Annotated in this window: 20 protein-coding genes; 7 read left to right on the top strand and 13 right to left on the bottom strand. The window is 61.4% G+C overall.

Going from position 1 to position 17,163, the window contains the following annotated elements:
* Nucleotide 1 precedes the first annotated feature (1 nt).
* The 9 genes from IM739_RS03765 to IM739_RS03805 form a co-directional block, all read right to left on the bottom strand.
* Nucleotides 2-1,012 carry a type II secretion system F family protein gene (locus tag IM739_RS03765; RefSeq protein WP_237369891.1) on the bottom strand — a complete coding sequence of 337 codons (1,011 nt, stop codon included), beginning with the start codon at nt 1,010-1,012 and terminating at the stop codon, nt 2-4.
* Between the two features lie 5 nt (nt 1,013-1,017).
* The gene (locus tag IM739_RS03770; protein WP_237369892.1) at nt 1,018-2,505 is read right to left on the bottom strand and encodes a CpaF family protein; all 1,488 of its coding nucleotides are present in this window, start codon (nt 2,503-2,505) and stop codon (nt 1,018-1,020) included.
* Nucleotides 2,506-2,532: 27 nt separating this feature from the next.
* A complete protein-coding gene (locus IM739_RS03775) occupies nt 2,533-3,822 on the bottom strand; it encodes an AAA family ATPase (RefSeq protein WP_237369893.1) in 1,290 nt (429 codons plus the stop codon).
* A 34-nt stretch (nt 3,823-3,856) separates the two neighbouring features.
* Nucleotides 3,857-4,582 carry a CpaD family pilus assembly protein gene (locus tag IM739_RS03780; protein WP_237369894.1) on the bottom strand — a complete coding sequence of 242 codons (726 nt, stop codon included), beginning with the start codon at nt 4,580-4,582 and terminating at the stop codon, nt 3,857-3,859.
* Between the two features lie 19 nt (nt 4,583-4,601).
* Nucleotides 4,602-6,164, bottom strand: a complete 1,563-nt coding sequence (locus IM739_RS03785; protein WP_237369895.1) for a type II and III secretion system protein family protein — start codon at nt 6,162-6,164, stop codon at nt 4,602-4,604.
* Nucleotides 6,165-6,178: 14 nt separating this feature from the next.
* Nucleotides 6,179-6,997 carry a Flp pilus assembly protein CpaB gene (cpaB, locus tag IM739_RS03790; RefSeq protein ID WP_237369896.1) on the bottom strand — a complete coding sequence of 273 codons (819 nt, stop codon included), beginning with the start codon at nt 6,995-6,997 and terminating at the stop codon, nt 6,179-6,181.
* A gap of 125 nt (nt 6,998-7,122) precedes the next feature.
* Nucleotides 7,123-7,635, bottom strand: a complete 513-nt coding sequence (locus IM739_RS03795) for an A24 family peptidase (protein WP_237369897.1) — start codon at nt 7,633-7,635, stop codon at nt 7,123-7,125.
* Nucleotides 7,636-7,778: 143 nt separating this feature from the next.
* A complete protein-coding gene (locus IM739_RS03800; RefSeq protein WP_237369898.1) occupies nt 7,779-7,955 on the bottom strand; it encodes a Flp family type IVb pilin in 177 nt (58 codons plus the stop codon).
* 72 nt (nt 7,956-8,027) lie between these two features.
* Complete coding sequence (locus IM739_RS03805) at nt 8,028-8,309, bottom strand: hypothetical protein (protein ID WP_237369899.1); 282 nt, start codon at nt 8,307-8,309, stop codon at nt 8,028-8,030.
* A gap of 134 nt (nt 8,310-8,443) precedes the next feature.
* On the opposite strand from IM739_RS03805, the gene IM739_RS03810 reads away from it, so the two are divergent.
* The 7 genes from IM739_RS03810 to IM739_RS03840 all read left to right on the top strand — a co-directional run bounded on the left by IM739_RS03810 (nt 8,444) and on the right by IM739_RS03840 (nt 13,871).
* Nucleotides 8,444-8,854, top strand: coding sequence for a pilus assembly protein N-terminal domain-containing protein (locus IM739_RS03810; protein WP_237369900.1), 411 nt, complete (start codon nt 8,444-8,446; stop codon nt 8,852-8,854).
* A gap of 115 nt (nt 8,855-8,969) precedes the next feature.
* Nucleotides 8,970-9,605 (top strand): TadE/TadG family type IV pilus assembly protein, encoded by a 636-nt coding sequence (locus tag IM739_RS03815; protein ID WP_237369901.1) that lies wholly within the window; start codon nt 8,970-8,972, stop codon nt 9,603-9,605.
* Nucleotides 9,602-10,204: a TadE/TadG family type IV pilus assembly protein gene (locus tag IM739_RS03820; RefSeq protein ID WP_237369902.1), complete on the top strand. Its 603-nt coding sequence runs from the start codon at nt 9,602-9,604 to the stop codon at nt 10,202-10,204. Before IM739_RS03815 ends, IM739_RS03820 begins: the two co-directional genes overlap by 4 nt.
* A gap of 96 nt (nt 10,205-10,300) precedes the next feature.
* Nucleotides 10,301-11,521: a phosphopentomutase gene (locus IM739_RS03825; protein WP_237369903.1), complete on the top strand. Its 1,221-nt coding sequence runs from the start codon at nt 10,301-10,303 to the stop codon at nt 11,519-11,521.
* Nucleotides 11,518-12,486 carry an adenosine deaminase gene (locus IM739_RS03830; protein WP_237369904.1) on the top strand — a complete coding sequence of 323 codons (969 nt, stop codon included), beginning with the start codon at nt 11,518-11,520 and terminating at the stop codon, nt 12,484-12,486. The genes IM739_RS03825 and IM739_RS03830 overlap by 4 nt, the downstream gene beginning before the upstream one ends.
* Nucleotides 12,487-12,593: 107 nt before the next feature.
* On the top strand, nt 12,594-13,223 hold the full coding sequence (upp, locus tag IM739_RS03835) for a uracil phosphoribosyltransferase (RefSeq protein ID WP_237369905.1): 630 nt from the start codon (nt 12,594-12,596) through the stop codon (nt 13,221-13,223).
* Between the two features lie 123 nt (nt 13,224-13,346).
* Nucleotides 13,347-13,871, top strand: a complete 525-nt coding sequence (locus IM739_RS03840) for a TIGR02281 family clan AA aspartic protease (protein WP_237369906.1) — start codon at nt 13,347-13,349, stop codon at nt 13,869-13,871.
* Between the two features lie 7 nt (nt 13,872-13,878).
* On the opposite strand, the gene deoA is transcribed toward IM739_RS03840, so the two are convergent.
* The 4 genes from deoA to IM739_RS03860 are packed head-to-tail and all read right to left on the bottom strand — an operon-like array spanning nt 13,879 to nt 17,161.
* Complete coding sequence (gene deoA, locus IM739_RS03845) at nt 13,879-15,195, bottom strand: thymidine phosphorylase (RefSeq protein ID WP_237369907.1); 1,317 nt, start codon at nt 15,193-15,195, stop codon at nt 13,879-13,881.
* 4 nt (nt 15,196-15,199) lie between these two features.
* Nucleotides 15,200-15,970, bottom strand: a complete 771-nt coding sequence (deoC, locus tag IM739_RS03850) for a deoxyribose-phosphate aldolase (RefSeq protein ID WP_237369908.1) — start codon at nt 15,968-15,970, stop codon at nt 15,200-15,202.
* A complete protein-coding gene (locus tag IM739_RS03855) occupies nt 15,963-16,772 on the bottom strand; it encodes a purine-nucleoside phosphorylase (protein WP_237369909.1) in 810 nt (269 codons plus the stop codon). The genes deoC and IM739_RS03855 overlap by 8 nt, the downstream gene beginning before the upstream one ends.
* Nucleotides 16,769-17,161, bottom strand: a complete 393-nt coding sequence (locus IM739_RS03860) for a cytidine deaminase (RefSeq protein ID WP_237369910.1) — start codon at nt 17,159-17,161, stop codon at nt 16,769-16,771. The genes IM739_RS03855 and IM739_RS03860 overlap by 4 nt, the downstream gene beginning before the upstream one ends.
* Nucleotides 17,162-17,163 lie beyond the last annotated feature (2 nt).

Below are 17,163 nucleotides of genomic sequence, written 5' to 3' on the forward strand. Positions count from 1 at the left end.
CCTATATGTCGAAGTTGATCATGTTGCGCATCACCAGCAGTCCGATGCTCATCCACACGGCGGATGCGCCGAGGATCATGTGTCCACGCGAGTCGGTGAAAAGGATCATGATATAGGCGGGTGACGTCATGTAGACGAGGAAGGCGACGATGAATGGCAGGGCGCCGATGATCGCCGCAGAGGCCTTGGCTTCCATCGACAGCGCGCTGACCTTCGCCCGCATCTTCTTGCGGTCGCGCAGCACGCGCGACAGGTTGGCGAGCGCTTCGGAAAGATTGCCGCCCGCCTGACCCTGGATGGCGATCACAATGGCAAAGAAGCTGATCTCGGACAGTTGCATGGTCTGGTACATGCGCGCGCAGGCTTCCGGCACGCTGAGACCCATCTGCTGCGAATCGACGACCCGCCGAAACTCGGTCTTCACCGGTTCCTGCCCATCCGCCGCGATCATCCGGATGGCGTCGTTGAGCGGCAGGCCGGAGCGAATGGAGCGGGTCATCACGTCGAGCGAGTTGGGGAACTCGTTGATGAACTGCTTCTGCCGACGCTTGATCAGGAAGCCGAGGATCCAGCGGGGCAGGCCAATGATGGCGACGAAGCTCATTCCGCCGACGACCAGCGGCGGCATGCCCATCAGGAACGTGGCGACCAGCACCACGAGCCCGAGCACGACGCTCAGCATGTAGAAATGCGCAGGCGTGAGCGGCAGGTTGGCCTGGGTCAGCCGGCCCTTCAGGCTGGTCTGCTTGGCCTTCTTCGATTTCTCCTGCTTCTTTTCCAGCTCCTTCAGCGAATCCTGCACGGACTTTCGCCGTTTGGAGATTTCCTGCACTCGGTCGCGCGCCGCCTTCACCTGGTTGAGGTCCGTTTCGGCAGCCTTCACCCGGCTGATCCGGGTCGCGGTCTTCTTGTCAGTTTCGATACGGGTATACAGCAGGCCATAGGCCACCGCGCCGGTCGAGATCGCGGCGAGCATGACGATGGCCAGTATGGTCGGATCGATACCGAACATTGCGATCAAATCCCCTTCGACTTCTGTTCCATGGCGTCGAGGGACGCGGCAAGCCTGCGATCTTCGTTGTAATAGCGGGCGCGGTCCCAAAAATGCGGCTTGCCGATACCGGTCGACATGTGTCGGCCGATGATCTTGCCATGCGCATCTTCGCCTTCGATTTCGTAGCGCATCAGGTCCTGGGTGATGATCACGTCGCCTTCCATGCCGATCACCTCGGTGATGTGCGTAATGCGGCGCGAGCCGTCGCGCAGTCGGGCGGCCTGGATGATCACGTCGATCGAACCGGAAATGATCTCGCGCACGGTTTTCGCCGGCAGCGTGAAACCGCCCATGGCGATCATCGATTCCATACGGGAAAGGCATTCGCGCGGCGTATTGGCGTGGATCGTGCCCATGGAGCCGTCGTGGCCGGTGTTCATCGCCTGCAAAAGGTCGAAGACCTCCGGTCCGCGCACTTCGCCGACGATGATGCGTTCGGGGCGCATACGCAGGCAGTTCTTGACGAGATCGCGCATGGTGATCTCGCCTTCGCCTTCGATGTTCGGCGGACGGGTTTCGAGCCGAACCACATGCGGCTGCTGCAGCTGGAGTTCGGCGGTGTCTTCGCAGGTGATGATGCGTTCGTCGCTGTCGATAAAGCCGGTAAGGCAGTTCAAAAGCGTCGTCTTGCCGGAGCCGGTGCCGCCGGAAATGACGACGTTGCAGCGGACACGCCCGATGATCTGCAGCACCTCGGCACCTTCCGGCGTGATCGCGCCGAATTTCACCAGCTGGGCGAGGTTGAGCTTGTCCTTCTTGAATTTACGAATGGTCAACGCCGGGCCGTCGATCGCCAGCGGCGGCGCGATGACGTTGACACGCGATCCGTCGGGCAGGCGGGCGTCGCAGATCGGGCTCGATTCGTCGACGCGACGGCCGACCTGGCTGACGATGCGCTGGCAGATCGACAGAAGCTGTGAATTGTCGCGGAAACGGATTTCCGACTCGATCGTCTTGCCACCCACTTCGATGAAGGTCTGGCCGGCGCCGTTGACCATGATATCGGCGATATCGTCGCGCGCCAGCAGCGGCTCGAGCGGACCGTAACCCAGAACGTCGTTGCAGATGTCTTCGAGCAGTTCTTCCTGCTCGGAGATCGACATCGCGAAATTCTTGATTGTGATGATGTCGTTGACGATATCGCGAATTTCCTCGCGCGCGCTCTCGCCGTCGAGTTTGGCCAACTGCGACAGGTCGATCGTATCGATCAGGGCCGAAAAAACCTGGCTCTTGGTATCGTAGTAGTCTTCCGCGCGGGGCGGGCGCTTGCGGCTCGGGGCCTGCAGCGGCGGCGGGTTCACCTGCTGCCGGTTGCCGGCCTCCGCGCTGCCGGGCTCCAGCAGGCTTGTCGCGGATCGTCCTGCCGAACTGGCAGCCGGGGGCTGCGCCGGTATCGTGCCAATGCCCGATCCGCCTTTGCCGAAACCCTCACCGCCGCGTTTGCCAAACATGAGCTCTACCCGTTCCTGTCTTGCGGTTTACTTCTTGCGAAGTTTGCCGATGAGCGAGCCGAGACCCGCCTTCTTCGGCTTCTTGATCGTTGCTCTGCCGGTCACCAGATGCGCTAGCTGAGAAAAGGTCTCTGCCGTTGGCGATTTGGCGTCCATCTCCGAAATCATCCGGCCGCTGTTGGTTGCCGTGCCGAACAGCATTGCATCGAAGGGAATGATCGCCACCGGTTCGATTTCGAGCGGTTCGAAAAAGTCCTGCGGCGAGATTTCCGGACGCTTGGGCATGCCCACCTGGTTGAGCACAAGATGCGGAGCCTTGTCGTTCGGCCGCAGTTTCTTCAGTGCGTCGACCATGTTCTTGGCGTTGCGCAGGTTGGCGAGATCCGGCGCGCAGGTGATGACGATCTCGTCGGCATCCGACAGCACGGAACGGGTCCAGTCCGACCAGCTGTGCGGCAGGTCGAGAACGGTGACCGGTGCGCTGCGCTGCAACAGCTCGAGAATAGGCTGGAATGCGCCGCTCTCATAGTCGTATCCGCGATCCAGCATCGAGGGCGCTGCCAGCAGTGACAGGTTGCGCGAGCAATTGGCCAGCAGGCGGTCGAGGAAGACTTCGTCAAGGCGTTCGGGGGAAAACACGGCTTCCGCCATGCCAAGCGCCGGATCCTGGTCGAAATCGATATTCGCCGTGCCGAAAGGCAGGTCGAGATCCGCAAGCACGGTCTCGGTCGAAAACAGGGTCGAGATGCCGAAGGCGCAGTTGTGGGCGATCGTCGAGGAGCCGACACCGCCCTTTGCGCCGATAAAGGCGATGCTCTTGCCAAGCGGCTCCGCTTCCGGATCGACGAAGATACCGGCAATGGCGCTCATGATGTCGGCCATCGAGAACGGCGCGACGATATATTCGGAAATGCCGCTGCGCATCAGCTCCCGGTAGAGCGCGATATCGTTGTGCCGTCCGACAATGATCACGCGCGAACTCGGGTCGCAGACCTCGGCCAGCGGCGCAAGCTCGGCCAGAAGGTGAGCCGGTGCGGCCTCGGTTTCGAGGATGATCAGGTTTGGTGTCGGCGTCGAGGCGAACATGTTCGCCGCCGCCGCGATATTGCCATGCGTGATGCGCAGGCTGACCCGTGCCATGCGCCGGTCATTGGCGCATTGCTCCATCACCCGCTGCACGCTGTCGCTGAGGCAGAAGGCGTGCACCGAAATGCGAGGCAGCGGTCGCAGGGCTTCGACATCGCCGGAAACGACCGGCTCCGCCGACCCGCGGCTGCCGCCGGGTCCTTCCTCGAATTCGTAATCGATCGCACTCATGCTATCTTCCTGTCATTGAGGGCACCAGGCCGCATCATTCCGTGGAGGTGTCACTGCCTTCTCGGTAAAGCCCGATTACGGTCGAGCGCCGCGTCGCGTCGATCGGCGCCATGGCTCTCGGCGTGACAAGGTCCATTGGGTTCGCGATCTGGGCGGCAAGGTTGCTCTGCGTGGCACAACCGAAATTGTGATAGTTCTTGTTGCTGAAGGTGTTGTTCTGCAGATCTTCGGGCCACTCGCCGCACTGGTTGGTCACGGCCGTGATCGCGACATAGCTCAGGCGCACGGGCGCAGCGTCGCCGGTGGCGGATGCCTGATACGAGGTCTCGATGATCCGGTTCGCTTTCACGCCCTTCGTGGTCAGCACCTTGCGGATCTGCGCGCGAACGTTGGCGGCGGCGCCCGCATTGGCCGAGCCGTGCGGCAGCATGATCTGGATGCTGCCCGACGAGGTGGAGAGATAGTCCGTGGCAAAGCCGCCGATCGAATCCTGCACCCCGTTCGAAAGGCTGCGATCGCCGGAGGCAATCGGAATGTCGAGCGTATGTTCGACTTCGTTCAGCGTGATCGGATGGCGGGTGCGATAGTCATCGGGGATCGCCCCCGTCGACATATTGTCCTTGTTCGTGCCGCATCCGGCAAGCACGGCGGATGTGCCGATCATCAGGGCCGTCATCGCGATGCGATACAGGCTGCGGTTCTTGCTATCTGGGGCCATGGCTGGCTGGCTTTCCTTGGCGTGCAGCGTGGTGTGTGTCATTGCGATCCTGAACCTCCGCTCACTTGTAAATAAACCCGACGGCGCCATGATACTGGCCGGCGGAACCTGCTGTTTCGCGGCGGCCATAGACCTTGTTCACCCGGTTGAGGAAGAAGGTCGCGCCATCGTTTTCAGGGTTGAAGTTGTCGTCAGGCCGAGACAGCGCACCGCGCGCCACCGGCCGCACCAGATAAGGCGTCGCGATGATCACCAGTTCGGTCTCACTACGCTGGAAGTCCTTGCTGCGGAACAGCGTGCCGAGGATCGGCACCTTGGAGAGGCCAGGCAGGCCCGACATGGCCTGGCGGATATTGTCCTGCACGAGGCCGGCAATCACGATCGAGCCGCCGGAGGGAAGCTCGACAGTCGTCGACGCCTCGCGCTTGCGGATCGACAGATAGGTCGACCCCGGAATGGAAGTTGAGGTATTGCCGGTGACAACCGAGCCTTCCCAGGTCGGCTCGGACACATTCGTCTCGATCTTCAGGCTGATCCGTCCGGGAGCCAGCACGACGGGGCGGAAATTCAGCTCGATACCGTAGTCGACGGTCTCGCTCGTGCGGCTCAGCGTTGACTGTCCCGTATCGCTGTCGACGTCGATTTCCTGCTCGGCGGCCAGGCGATATTCGCCGCCGACATAAAACTTCGCCTGCTCACCGGAGATCGCCGTCAGGCTCGGTTCAGCCAGGGTGCGCATCACGCCGGCCTGTTCCATGGCATTGATATAGGTGGTGATCCCCAGGCCGCCGATGCCGGCGGTGATGGCGGCCGTACCGGTCGGGTCGATGGAATTGCCGAGATTGGACGGATTGGCATAGCTGATGCCGGTCGACCCGTCGGAAATGCTGCCGGAGAAGCCGAGCTGCTTGAGCACCTGCCGGCTGACCTCGGCGACAGTGACCTTCAGCGTCACCTGGTCCTCGCCCTCGATCGTCAACAGGTTGACGATCTGCGATTCCTGGCGATCTTCCGCGTAGATCGCGACCGCACCGTCGCCGCTGCTTTCGCTTGTCGCGGTCGTGTTGCGGGTGGTCGCTTCACCGCCCTTGAGGAAGGCTTCGGCAAGGCTGGCTGCACGGGCCGCATCCTGCGGCGTGCGCACGGTGCCTGTCAGCACGATGTTGTCCGATACGATCTCGACACTGATGTCGGATTCGGGAATGAAGCGGCGCAGATTGTTTTCAAGACCGGTAATGTCGCGCTCGATTTCGATGTCGAGGCTGATGATTTCCTCGCCATTTTCACCGAAGATGAAGATGTTGGTTTGGCCCACCATCTTGCCGAACAGGTAGATGCGGCGCGACGAGCGCGTCACGGCATCCGCCATCACTGGATCTGCGACCAGAATGTCATGCGCATCGACCGGCAGGTCGATGACAATCGCCTTGTTCAGTCCCAGCTTCACGGTTTTGCGTCGGCCGGGACCCGCATCGGTGATCCGCAGCACGCTTTCCTGGGCCGCTTCCGCGGCGGGGAGCTTGAAGGCATATTGCGCGAAATGGTTTGGAATGCTGGTAAAGGCCAGGGCGAACGCGACGCCGCCGGCCAGGGAAACACGAATTCTTTCGCGGATGTTTTTCATTGTGTGTCCCCCACTCACTTCATGGAATCGGCGGTTGAGCTGGTGGGTTTCACCACCTCGCCCGATTTGATGACCTGGATCGTCGGCTGGCCGGAGCTTCCGCTCAGCAGATAATCGGCGGCGGTGGTGTCTTCTTCCTGGGCGTCGGCAACCGAGCGTAGTGCCAGCGACAACCGCTCGGCCATCTGCTGCGCAACCGCCATCACCTTCGTCTGGTCTGGCGTCAGTTCCAGTGTCGCCGTCGTTGCCAGCACGGATTTGGAGCCGTCCGGCTGTTCTTCGATCTGCTGGTCGACCGCCAGCACGCGCACATTCGACAGCACCGTTTCGGTCAGGAAATTCTCTGCATCGCCCTTGCGCACCATGATCACGTCGACCCGGTCATTCGGCAGGATGAAGCCGCCGGCGCCGGTGGCAACCGAGATTTCCGTCGAAACCGCGCGCTTGCCGGACGGCAGCAGCGAGGACAGGATGCGGGAGGAGGAGTCGGCGATCTTTTCGCGCCGCAGCGGTTCGCCTTCAAACAGCGGCAAGCGCACGACGACGCCGGTCAGCTCGGTCACCGCCTGTGGCCTTGTGCTTTCGGTAATGAAGCCTTCGACGACGCTACCTTCCGGCCAGGCCATCCAGCGCATCGCGCTTTCATCCAGCCTTGCGCCAACCGGGAGGTTCTTCGCCGACACGAGCACGTTGACGGTCGGTTCTCTCTCGATCACCGCATCGGCCTGCTGGATGGTGACGGATGTCCGCCCGCTGAGACGCATGGCCAGCAGGCCGGCCATGCCGGCGGCCACGATGGCAACTGCGAGGATGATGATACGAGCGGGCTTCATGATCGATCCTTGGACGGCACGACAGATTCTGCCGACCAGATTGATCAGGAATTGGTGTACTTATAGTTAATAAGACGCTTACAATTGTGGTTAACAGGAAGTTTCTTTGCGGCGATCAGCCCCGATCAGCCAAGGCCCTTGATCGCGGCAATCACCAGAGGTGACTGCGGATAAGTCATCAGCCCGGCGGCTCCGATGGCAATCGCGTAGGGCACCTTTTTCGCGGTCATCAAGGTTTGCGGCAGTTTCACGCCGATGATCGCCACCTTGTCCCAATTGGCGCGCAGCAGGATGACGATCACCGTCAACGCGCCGCCGAAATAGCCGGTGAAGGCGAGAAATTCGAACAATGAGGTGTTGAAGCCGAACCAGATCGCGGCGGCAGTCAAAAGTTTGGCGTCGCCGCCCCCCATGACGTTTATCGCGAAAAGCCCGAAGCACACGGCAAACACCAGCGCAGCGGCAGCCACATGCCAGCCGAACTCGACAAGGGAAAGGCCACTGAATGGCGCAATCAGCAGAAATGCGCCGAGAAGAATGGCCGGGATCCTGTTGGGGACGGTCATTTCCAGGAAGTCCGTCAGCGCAGACAGAGCCAAACAGATGGGCGGGACTAGGAAAATGATGGACGCATACATCGCTGAACTCCCCGAATAGACGGAATTCTAAATTGAGTCTGTGAACACTTCGCAAACATAAATTCTACAAGCGTACCATGCTCAAACAGCAGGAGCCGCCTCGTGTGACGAGGCGGCTCCTGCGTAAAGGCTTCCGCCTTGAATTACTTCGTCACGTAGTCCAGTTCGCCTGCAACCTGGCCGAACTGCTTGTTCAGGGCGTTGCCGAGGGTGGTGGCGCCGGTGATCAGGGCGACGGAAATCAGAGCGGCGATCAGGCCATACTCGATTGCGGTTGCGCCAGACTCGTCCTTCATGAAACGTGCAAAAATCTTGGTCATGTTACTCTCCTGCTCCGCAAGGGTTGATCAGCACTGCCGGCAACTGTTTTCCGTTGCTCGGATGACTGCAAATTAGCGCCAGCCCCTTGCCATCGACTTAAGAAAGACGGTTACCGTTTGATGAAAACCCGGTTGCATGAACTGTAGTAAACAAATCAGAACGGCAACCGTTAAAATGCGGGAGATTTCGCGAATTCTGAGAAAAAACACTGTTATAACAATGAGTTGATTGTCAGATTTTCGCCGAGCTGTGTGCTCTTCTGGCGCAATTTCCAGCGCATTGAGCGATATTCCGGTCCACCAGTCGGCAGATATGTCCAGTTTTGGTACCAGCCTGCCCGGAACCTTTTGCATTTACGCTGTGTCACGGCTCGAAAGTCAGCGACCGGCACATCACCAATGCGCGGAAAATGGACTTAACCCTTCGTTCACCAAAACCGGCCATTCTGGGTCCAGAGCTCCCATCACGTGGAACGCAAGGCAGGCCCATGTTCAATCGTTGTCTTTCTGTCGCCGCCGCTGGCCTGTTCGCTGCAGGTTTCGCGTTTGCGCCGATCGGCCAGTCGGCCGAGGCCGGCGAGGACTTCCTGCGTGTCTATATGAATAGCGCCCGCATCCTGAAACTGGATCGCCCTGTGAGCAAGGTGATTGTCGGAAATTCGGAAGTTGCCGATGCCACAGTGGCCGATTCCCAGACCATTGTACTGACCGGTCGCGCTTTCGGCACCACCAACCTGGTTCTGCTCGATGCTGACGGCAATGCCATCGTCGATGAACGCATCCTGGTCTCGATCGATGAATCGAGCACAGTTCGCGTCTTCAGGTCGACCGCGCGCACGGTCCTGTCCTGCACGCCCAATTGCGAGGAACATGCGCAAACCGGTGCGGCGGCAAACTGAACCTCACTGATTTCGCTGACCTGATCGCCATTGCGCCAAATGTAAAGATTTCGGAAACGGAAAATCAATATTTGACCCGTAGTTTTCGGGGAATTTCCGAATTCGGATGAGGGCGATGATCGCGCAAGACCAAGACCTGCGAGCCAATGGCAAGAACCACAGGACGCGTTGGCGTCTGTGGAAGAAACTCGCCCGGTCGCGCGATGGTGCCGCCGCCATCGAATTCGCCATCCTGTCCATTCCCTATTTCATGATCGTCTTTGCGATTATCGAGACATTCGTGGCGTTTACTGCCGAGCAGCTCGTCACCAATGCGGTCAACACCTTGGGCCGGCAGCTGCGCACGGGCGAGATCACCTACAATCTTGGACGAGACAGCGACATGGATCGGTCGGAATTCCGCACCGCCTTCTGCGACGAGGTCAGCATCCTGATCAACTGTTCGGCCGAGGAAATCGCAACGCCGAGCAAGCTCTATATCGATGCCCGCACCTTTGCGACATTCGCCGCCATCCCGAATACCATCCCGCGCATCTCGGCAGATGCGCATGCCGATATCAATCCGGCGACCTTTGCCTTCACGCCGGGCGGACCGACAACGATCAACATGCTGCGGGCCTACTATCGTTGGCAGGTCATCACCGATCTTATCCGTCCTTACATCACCACCATTCGCCCGGCGGATGGCTCGATGCCGAGCGACTTTCTCATTGTCGCAACGACTGCCTTCCAGAACGAGAATTATCCGTGAGCCAGTTGCCAACCATCGCGATGAGATTGCGGTCCGCCGCCGGGGCGTTGCGGCGTCGTCTTGGCGAGCTGTGCCACGACAGGGCCGGGGTCGGCGGCGTCGAATTCGCACTGATCGCGCCGATGCTGCTGGTGCTGTATCTGGGCGCCTTCGAGCTGACGATGGGCCTCAGCGTCGCGAAAAAGACCTCCCTTGCCAGCAGCACTGTCGCTGATCTTGTGGCGCGGCAGGAAAAGGTCACCAAGGCTGATCTCACGGCCATGACCAATGTCGCCCAGGCAATCTTCGTTCCCTATGCTTCAGACAATCTGCTGGTCAAGATTACCGCGATCCGGATCGATGACAGCCAGGCGGCAAAGGTTGCCTGGTCCTGGTCGACGTCCGGCGTCACGCCTTATCCGGCCAATTCCGTGGCAACGGTGCCTGCCGGCATGCTGGTTGCCAACACCTTTCTCATTCGCACCGAACTCAGCGTGTCGCACAAGCTGCTGATGTATATGCCGAACTTCTCCGGCAGTGAAATCAGGGACCTGACGCTGGCGCGCGAATTCTATTTCCGCCAGCGTGTCGGCGATGGCATCACCTGCACCGATTGCTGATCGCGGCAGCCATTTGCCAAGCTCTGGCCCAGTCGTTATTGGTGGTCCGGAAACGCTGGCAGCCATGAGGATAACCCTGCCGGCAACGGATAAGGCATGGCACGCGCATTTCTTTTTGTTCTCGATTCCTTCGGCATGGGTGGCGCACCGGATGCGCTGAGCTATGGCGACGACGGGTCCGATACCCTTGGTCATATCGCCGAGTTCTGTGCCGCGGGCGCCGGTGATCGCAAGGGCCTGCGCCATGGTCCCTTGAGCCTTCCCAACATGTCGGCGCTTGGTCTTGTCACCATCGCCAAGATGGCGTCCGGTACAGCTCCTGCCGGCATGCCGATGCCCGAGCGGGTCTTCGGGCTGCACGGCGCCGCAAGCGAGGTCTCCAAGGGCAAGGACACGCCGTCCGGACATTGGGAAATTGCCGGCACGCCCGTCATGTTCGACTGGGGCTATTTTCCGCAAGGCGATGAGGCTTTCCCCGCCGACCTCGTCGAGGCGATCTGTCGCGAGGCAAACCTTCCGGGCATTCTCGGCAATTGCCATGCATCGGGCACGGACGTCCTTGCACGCTTCGGCGAGGAGCATATCCGGACCGGCAAGCCGATCTGCTACACCTCGTCCGACTCGGTCTTCCAGATCGCGGCGCATGAGAAGCATTTCGGTCTCGAGCGCCTGCTCTCGCTTTGCCAGATCGTTCGCAAGCTGCTCGACCCGCTGAACATCGGCCGTGTCATTGCCCGTCCTTTCATCGGCGAAACCGCATCGACCTTCGAACGCACCGGCAATCGCCGCGACTATTCGGTGCTGCCGCCTGAAAAGACGTTGCTTGATCGCCTCGTCGAGGCAGACCGCAAGGTTCATGCGGTCGGCAAGATTGCCGACATCTTCGCCCACCAGGGTATCAGCCGGCTGATCAAGGCCAATGGCAATGCAGCGTTGATGGATGCCACGCTCAAAGCCATGGACGAGGCCGAGGACGGCGATCTCGTCTTCACCAATTTTGTCGATTTCGACATGCTCTACGGCCATCGCCGCGATGTGCCTGGCTATGCCGCAGCACTTGAAGCGTTCGATCGCCGATTGCCGGAGGTTCATCGCAAGCTGAAGGCCGGCGACCTTGTGCTGCTGACCGCCGACCACGGATGCGATCCGACCTGGCGCGGTACCGATCATACCCGCGAACGGGTGCCGATCATGGCCTTCGGCCCGGGCATCAAGTCGCGCAATGTCGGCATCCGCAATACCTATGCCGATATCGGCGAAACCATTGCCGCGCATCTGGGCATTGCCCCGGGGCGCCACGGACGGAGTTTTCTGTGACCACACATCTGATCAAGGCCGAAGTGCACTGCCATATCGAGGGGGCTGCACCGCCGGCGCTGGCCCTTGCCCAGGCGCGCAAATATGCGGTCGATCCGGCCAGCTTCATGGATGGCGACACCTATGCCTGGACCGATTTCGCCGAATTCATTCAGGCCTATGACAAGGTCGCAGCGCTTTTCCGCACCGAAGACGACTATGCCGTTCTGACCGAAAGTTATCTGCTGGAACTCGCCGCGATCAACACGATCTACAGCGAGATTATCGTCTCCCCGGACCATGGCGACCGCATCGGCCTCGGCGCCGACGCCTATCTCGCCGGCATCACCAGGGGCATCCACGAGGCGCGGGCAAAAACCGGCATCGAAGCCCGCATCATTGTCACCGGCGAGCGCCATTTCGGCCCGGACAGCGTGATTGCCGCCGCCGAATATGCCGCCCGCAGCCACAATTCGCTGGTCACCGGCTTCAACATGGCGGGCGAAGAGCGCATGGGCCGGGTTGCCGACTATTCACGCGCCTTTGATATCGCCCGCGATGCGGGCCTCGGCCTGACCATCCATGCCGGCGAAGTTTGCGGCGCTTTCAGCGTCACCGACGCGCTCGATCTGGTAAAGCCGCAGCGCATCGGCCACGGCGTGCGTGCGGTCGAGGACCCGGCTCTGCTGCAGCGCCTCGCAGACACGGGCGTCGTGCTCGAGGTTTGCCCGGGCTCGAACATCGCGCTGAATGTCTATCCTGATTTCGAGAGCCACCCGCTGCGTCGCCTGCGTGATGCCGGGGTGCGTGTCTGCATCAATTCCGACGATCCGCCGTTCTTCCGCACCTCGCTTGCCCGCGAATACCGGATCGCCTCCGAGATCATGGGCTTTACCGATGACGAGATCAACGCGATGACCCGCACGGCAATCGAGTCAGCTTTCGTCGACGAGGATACGCGCACGGCACTTCTGGCCCGTCTGTGAGGTCGCGGCTGGGGAAGACGCCGCAAAATGAACGCCCGCTCTTGCGGGTATTCGCTGGAATGTGAAAATAGACGGACAATCGCACAAGAAGAAAAGAAGGCTCGATCATGGACGGCGTAACAGTCATCAATCACCCCCTCGTTCAGCACAAGCTGACGATCATGCGCCGCAAGGAAACCTCCACTTCGAGCTTCCGCCGGCTGCTGCGCGAAATCTCGACGCTGCTGTGCTACGAGGTCACCCGCGATCTCGAGCTGACCATGGAAACCATCGAGACGCCGCTGACCGAGATGCAGTCGCCGATCCTCGAGGGCAAGAAGCTGGTCTTCGCTTCGATCCTGCGTGCCGGCAACGGTTTGCTTGAAGGCATGCTGGAGCTGGTTCCGGCCGCGCGCGTCGCCCATGTCGGCGTCTACCGCGATCACGAGACGCTGCAGGCCGTCGAATACTATTTCAAGGCGCCGGATGCACTGTCCGAGCGTCTGGTCATCGTCGTCGACCCGATGCTCGCCACCGGCAATTCCTCGATTGCCGCGATCGAGAAGCTGAAGGACCGCGGTGCCAAGAACATCCGCTTCCTCTGCCTGCTGGCGGCACCCGAAGGCATCAAGAACTTCCAGGAGGCCCATCCGGACGTGCCGATCTTCACGGCCTCCATCGATAGCCACCTGAACGAGAAGGGCTACATCATGCCGGGCCTCGGCGATGCCGGCGACCGCATGTACGGAACGAAGTGAAGTCTTAACCACATCTTCGAAATTGACGGCCCGTTGCTTGGTGGCGGGCCGTTTTTGCGCCTGCGTTTGTTTTCCGTCAGGACGGCGATGGTAGGATCATCCGGTTGCAATTCCGGAGCGCCGATGTTTGTCCGCACCCTGATCACCGTATCCCTCATCGCCATGGCGGCCAGCCAGGTGCCGGCGGTTTGGCAAATGTTCGACCAGAGCCGGATAGTGGCAGCAGACAAGGATACGGGTAAGGATCGTCCAGCGGCAACACCGGCCAGCGCGTCGCCGGGCCAAACGGTGCTCAAAGCCGGGCAGGGTGGTCACTATGCCGGCAGTTTCCGGATGAACGGCAAGCAGGTCGATGGCATGATCGATACGGGCGCCTCAGCGGTCGCGATCAACGAAAGCACGGCGCGCCGGCTCGGCTTCAGCCCCGCATCGCTGGACTACAAATATCCGGTCGGCACCGCCAATGGAACGACCCAGGCTGCACATGTCGTTCTCAACCGTATCGAGATCGGCAGTATCCGTGTGCGGGATGTCGATGCGTTCGTGCTCAAGGACAAGGCTTTGTCATCGACCCTGATCGGCATGAGCTTCCTGAAGAAACTCAAGTCCTACACCGCCGATGGTGGCACCCTGCGCCTCGTCCAGTAGTCACCGTCTATTCTGCCGAAATCCGCATGCCGATCACGGCAGACGCGGCCGGCCGGCCGTCGCCGATCTGGTAGCAGCCTGCCACGGTCCTGGCCGCCTGTTCGGCGCTCGCCTGGTCATTGGCCTGCACGAAGGCGATCGGCTCGCCCTTGGAGACCTGCGTCCCGAGCGGCTTGAAGCCGGAGATCCCGACGCCGTGGTCGATCGCATCGCTTGGCCGCTGCCGCCCGCCACCGAGCGTGACGACGGCTAGCCCGAGGCCTCGTGTATCGCAGCCCGCCAGGTAGCCATCGCGATCGGCGAGCACCGGCACCTCGATCTTGCCGCGCGGCAGATAGTGTATCGCCTTGTCCATGAAGTCCGCCGGTCCGCCGAGTTCGCTGACCATGCGGCCGAAGATCTCCGCCGCCGCGCCCGAGGCCAGGACCGCCCGGCAGCGTTCCAGTGCCACGCCGGCATCGCTTTCGACACCGGCATTGACCAGCATCTCTGCGCCGAACGCCAGGGTCACCTCTTCAAGCCGCGTGCCGGTCTTTTCGCCTTTGAGGAATTCGACCGCGTTCAGCACTTCGATCGCATTGCCGGCGCAATCGGCCAGTGGCTCGTTCATGTCGGTCAGCAGCGCCGTTGTCTTGACGCCGGCGCCATTCGCCACCCTGACCAGCGAGCGCGCCAGCGCTTCGGCATCCTCGGGTTTGGCCATGAAGGCGCCATTGCCGAACTTCACGTCCAGCACCAGGCTTTCCAGTCCGGCAGCCAGCTTCTTCGACAGGATCGAGGCGGTGATCAGCGGAATTGATTCCACCGTCGCCGTCACGTCGCGGATCGCATAGAGCCGCTTGTCGGCCGGTGCCAGGTCACCGGTCTGGCCGATGATAGCGCAGCCTGCCGTGTCGACCGTGCGCCGGAAGGTGGCCGGCGAGGGCATCACGTCATAGCCGGGGATGGATTGCAGCTTGTCCAGCGTTCCGCCGGTATGGCCGAGCCCGCGCCCGGAAATCATCGGCACGGCCAGCCCGCAGGCCGCCGCGATCGGTGCCAGCATCAGCGAGACATTGTCGCCCACGCCACCGGTCGAATGTTTGTCGGCGATCGGCTTTCCAACGCCGGCCCAGGACAGGACTTCGCCGGAATCGCGCATCGCCAGCGTCAGGGCGACAATCTCTTCCGGCGTCATGCCCCGAAAGAACACCGCCATTGCAAAGGCCGCCACCTGGCCTTCCGAGATGGTCTCGTTGGAGAGGCCTTCGATGAAACCGGTGATCTCTTCGCGGCTCAGTGTGCCGCCATCGCGCTTGCGGCGAATGATTTCCTGCGGCAGCATGGTCTCAATACCCCGAGGTGTTGGCGCCGGAAGGGCCGCCGGACAGAACGGCGATGATGTCATCCAGCAGGCCGGAGGCACCGAAGCGGAAGGTCGAGGGTATCGCCCAGTCCTCGCCCATGATCGTGTCGGCCAGTCGCAGATAGAGGCTGGCATCCATCACGTTGGAAATCCCGCCGGCCGGCTTGAAGCCGACCTTCTTGCGGCTGTCGCGGATGGCCTGCAGCATGATGTCGGCCGCTTCCAGCGTGGCGTTCACGCCAACCTTGCCGGTCGAGGTCTTGATGAAGTCGGCGCCGCCTGCGATCGCAAGCTCGGATGCGCGCCGCATCAGGGCGGTATCCTTCAATTCGCCGGTTTCAAGGATGGTCTTCAAGATCGCCGAACCACAGGCGCCTTTCACGGCCGTCACCATGGCGGTCACCGCCTGTTCATTGCCGGCCATCAGCGCGCGGTAGGGAATGACCAGATCGATATCATCGGCGCCGTCGGCCACCGCATCGCGCGTCTCGGCAAGCACATCCTCGATCCTGGCATCGCCGGCCGGAAAATTGACTACGGTCGCGATCCGGACCGGGCTGCTGGGGCCGAGCAGCGTGCGCGCCTGCATGACGAAGCGCGGCCAGATGCAGATCGCGGCTGTCGGGCCAAATGCCGTCTGCGCCTTGACACACAGGCTGACGATCTGCTCGGGCGTGCAATCGTCCTTGAGGTTGGTCAAGTCGAGCAGGGAAAGAGCCCGTGTCGCGACGGCGCGCAATTCGTGATTATCCAAGGTGTGTTCCTCCGCCGGCGATCATCCGCTTCAGGATGGTGGCCAGCCGTTTGCCGCCGATCGGCGCCATGTCTTTTGTCTCTTCGTGGCTCAGTTCGCCGCCTGTCATGCCGGCACCGTAGTTGGTGATGACCGATGCAGCCGCCACCCGCAGTCCGTAGAACCGCGCCAGGATCACCTCCGGAACGGTCGACATGCCGACGGCATCCGCACCTAGTACCCGAGCCATGCGGATTTCCGCCGGTGTCTCGAAGCTTGGGCCGGAAAACCACATATAGACGCCCTGCGACAACGGCACGCCCTCGGTCGCCGCCGCATCGCGGATCGCCTGGGCGAGAACCGCGTCATAGGCCGAGGTCATGCCGACGAAACGGCTGTCGCTTGGCTCGCCGATTAGCGGGTTGCGGCCGGAAAAATTGATATGGTCGGTGATCTGCATCACCGAACCTGGCGGCAGGTCTTCCCGCAGCGAGCCGGCCGCATTGGTCAGGATCAGGGACTTGACCCCCAGACCCATCAGCGTCTCGATCGGCACCCGCATTGCGCCGGCATCGCCATGTTCGTAAAAATGCACGCGTCCGGCCAGCATGATCACCGGTTCGGATCCCAGGTAGCCGGCAACCAGCGTGCCGGCATGACCGGAGACAGCACTCACCGGAAATCCGGGCAACTCGCTATAGGGTATGCGGATTGCGTCCGAGACTTCGTCCACCAGGGAGCCCAGGCCCGAGCCGAGCACGATGGCGATGCGCGGCATCAGCCCGTTCAGCCGCTCGACCAGCAGATCGACGGCCGCCTTCATCCGAGCAGCTCGGTCTTGAAGCTGAACGGCAAAAGCTCGTCCATGGTAATGGTCTTCTGCACGCCGACCTCATCGCAGAGATAGATCTTGGTGCCGGCACTGGCAAATTCCGATATCTTCTGCCGGCAGCCGCCGCAAGGCGGGCAGAGAGCCAGCTTTTCGGCGATCACGGCCATTTCGACGATCTTCTTAGCCCCGCCCATGATCATGCAGCCGATCGCCGTCGGTTCGGCGCACCAGCCCTGGGGGAATGACAGGTTCTCGATATTGGCACCGGTGTAGATCCGGCCGTCATCGGCGCGGATCGCCGCGCCGACGGGGAATTTCGAATAGGGCGCATGGGCGAACGCCATCGCATCGCGTGCAGCCTCGAACAGGTCGTGAGCCATTC

Origin of the sequence: Rhizobium sp. SL42 (assembly GCF_021729845.1) — a bacterium.
Taxonomy (GTDB): Bacteria; Pseudomonadota; Alphaproteobacteria; order Rhizobiales; family Rhizobiaceae; genus Allorhizobium.

Coding starts and splice junctions, on each gene's coding strand:
- IM739_RS03765 (WP_237369891.1), bottom strand. CDS start 1,012: ATGTTCGGTATCGATCCGACCATACTGGCCATCGTCATGCTCGCCGCG.
- IM739_RS03770 (WP_237369892.1), bottom strand. CDS start 2,505: ATGTTTGGCAAACGCGGCGGTGAGGGTTTCGGCAAAGGCGGATCGGGC.
- IM739_RS03775 (WP_237369893.1), bottom strand. CDS start 3,822: ATGAGTGCGATCGATTACGAATTCGAGGAAGGACCCGGCGGCAGCCGC.
- IM739_RS03780 (WP_237369894.1), bottom strand. CDS start 4,582: ATGACACACACCACGCTGCACGCCAAGGAAAGCCAGCCAGCCATGGCC.
- IM739_RS03785 (WP_237369895.1), bottom strand. CDS start 6,164: ATGAAAAACATCCGCGAAAGAATTCGTGTTTCCCTGGCCGGCGGCGTC.
- cpaB (WP_237369896.1), bottom strand. CDS start 6,997: ATGAAGCCCGCTCGTATCATCATCCTCGCAGTTGCCATCGTGGCCGCC.
- IM739_RS03795 (WP_237369897.1), bottom strand. CDS start 7,635: ATGTATGCGTCCATCATTTTCCTAGTCCCGCCCATCTGTTTGGCTCTG.
- IM739_RS03800 (WP_237369898.1), bottom strand. CDS start 7,955: ATGACCAAGATTTTTGCACGTTTCATGAAGGACGAGTCTGGCGCAACC.
- IM739_RS03805 (WP_237369899.1), bottom strand. CDS start 8,309: ATGCAAAAGGTTCCGGGCAGGCTGGTACCAAAACTGGACATATCTGCC.
- IM739_RS03810 (WP_237369900.1), top strand. CDS start 8,444: ATGTTCAATCGTTGTCTTTCTGTCGCCGCCGCTGGCCTGTTCGCTGCA.
- IM739_RS03815 (WP_237369901.1), top strand. CDS start 8,970: ATGATCGCGCAAGACCAAGACCTGCGAGCCAATGGCAAGAACCACAGG.
- IM739_RS03825 (WP_237369903.1), top strand. CDS start 10,301: ATGGCACGCGCATTTCTTTTTGTTCTCGATTCCTTCGGCATGGGTGGC.
- upp (WP_237369905.1), top strand. CDS start 12,594: ATGGACGGCGTAACAGTCATCAATCACCCCCTCGTTCAGCACAAGCTG.
- IM739_RS03840 (WP_237369906.1), top strand. CDS start 13,347: ATGTTTGTCCGCACCCTGATCACCGTATCCCTCATCGCCATGGCGGCC.
- deoA (WP_237369907.1), bottom strand. CDS start 15,195: ATGCTGCCGCAGGAAATCATTCGCCGCAAGCGCGATGGCGGCACACTG.
- IM739_RS03855 (WP_237369909.1), bottom strand. CDS start 16,772: ATGAAGGCGGCCGTCGATCTGCTGGTCGAGCGGCTGAACGGGCTGATG.
- IM739_RS03860 (WP_237369910.1), bottom strand. CDS start 17,161: ATGGCTCACGACCTGTTCGAGGCTGCACGCGATGCGATGGCGTTCGCC.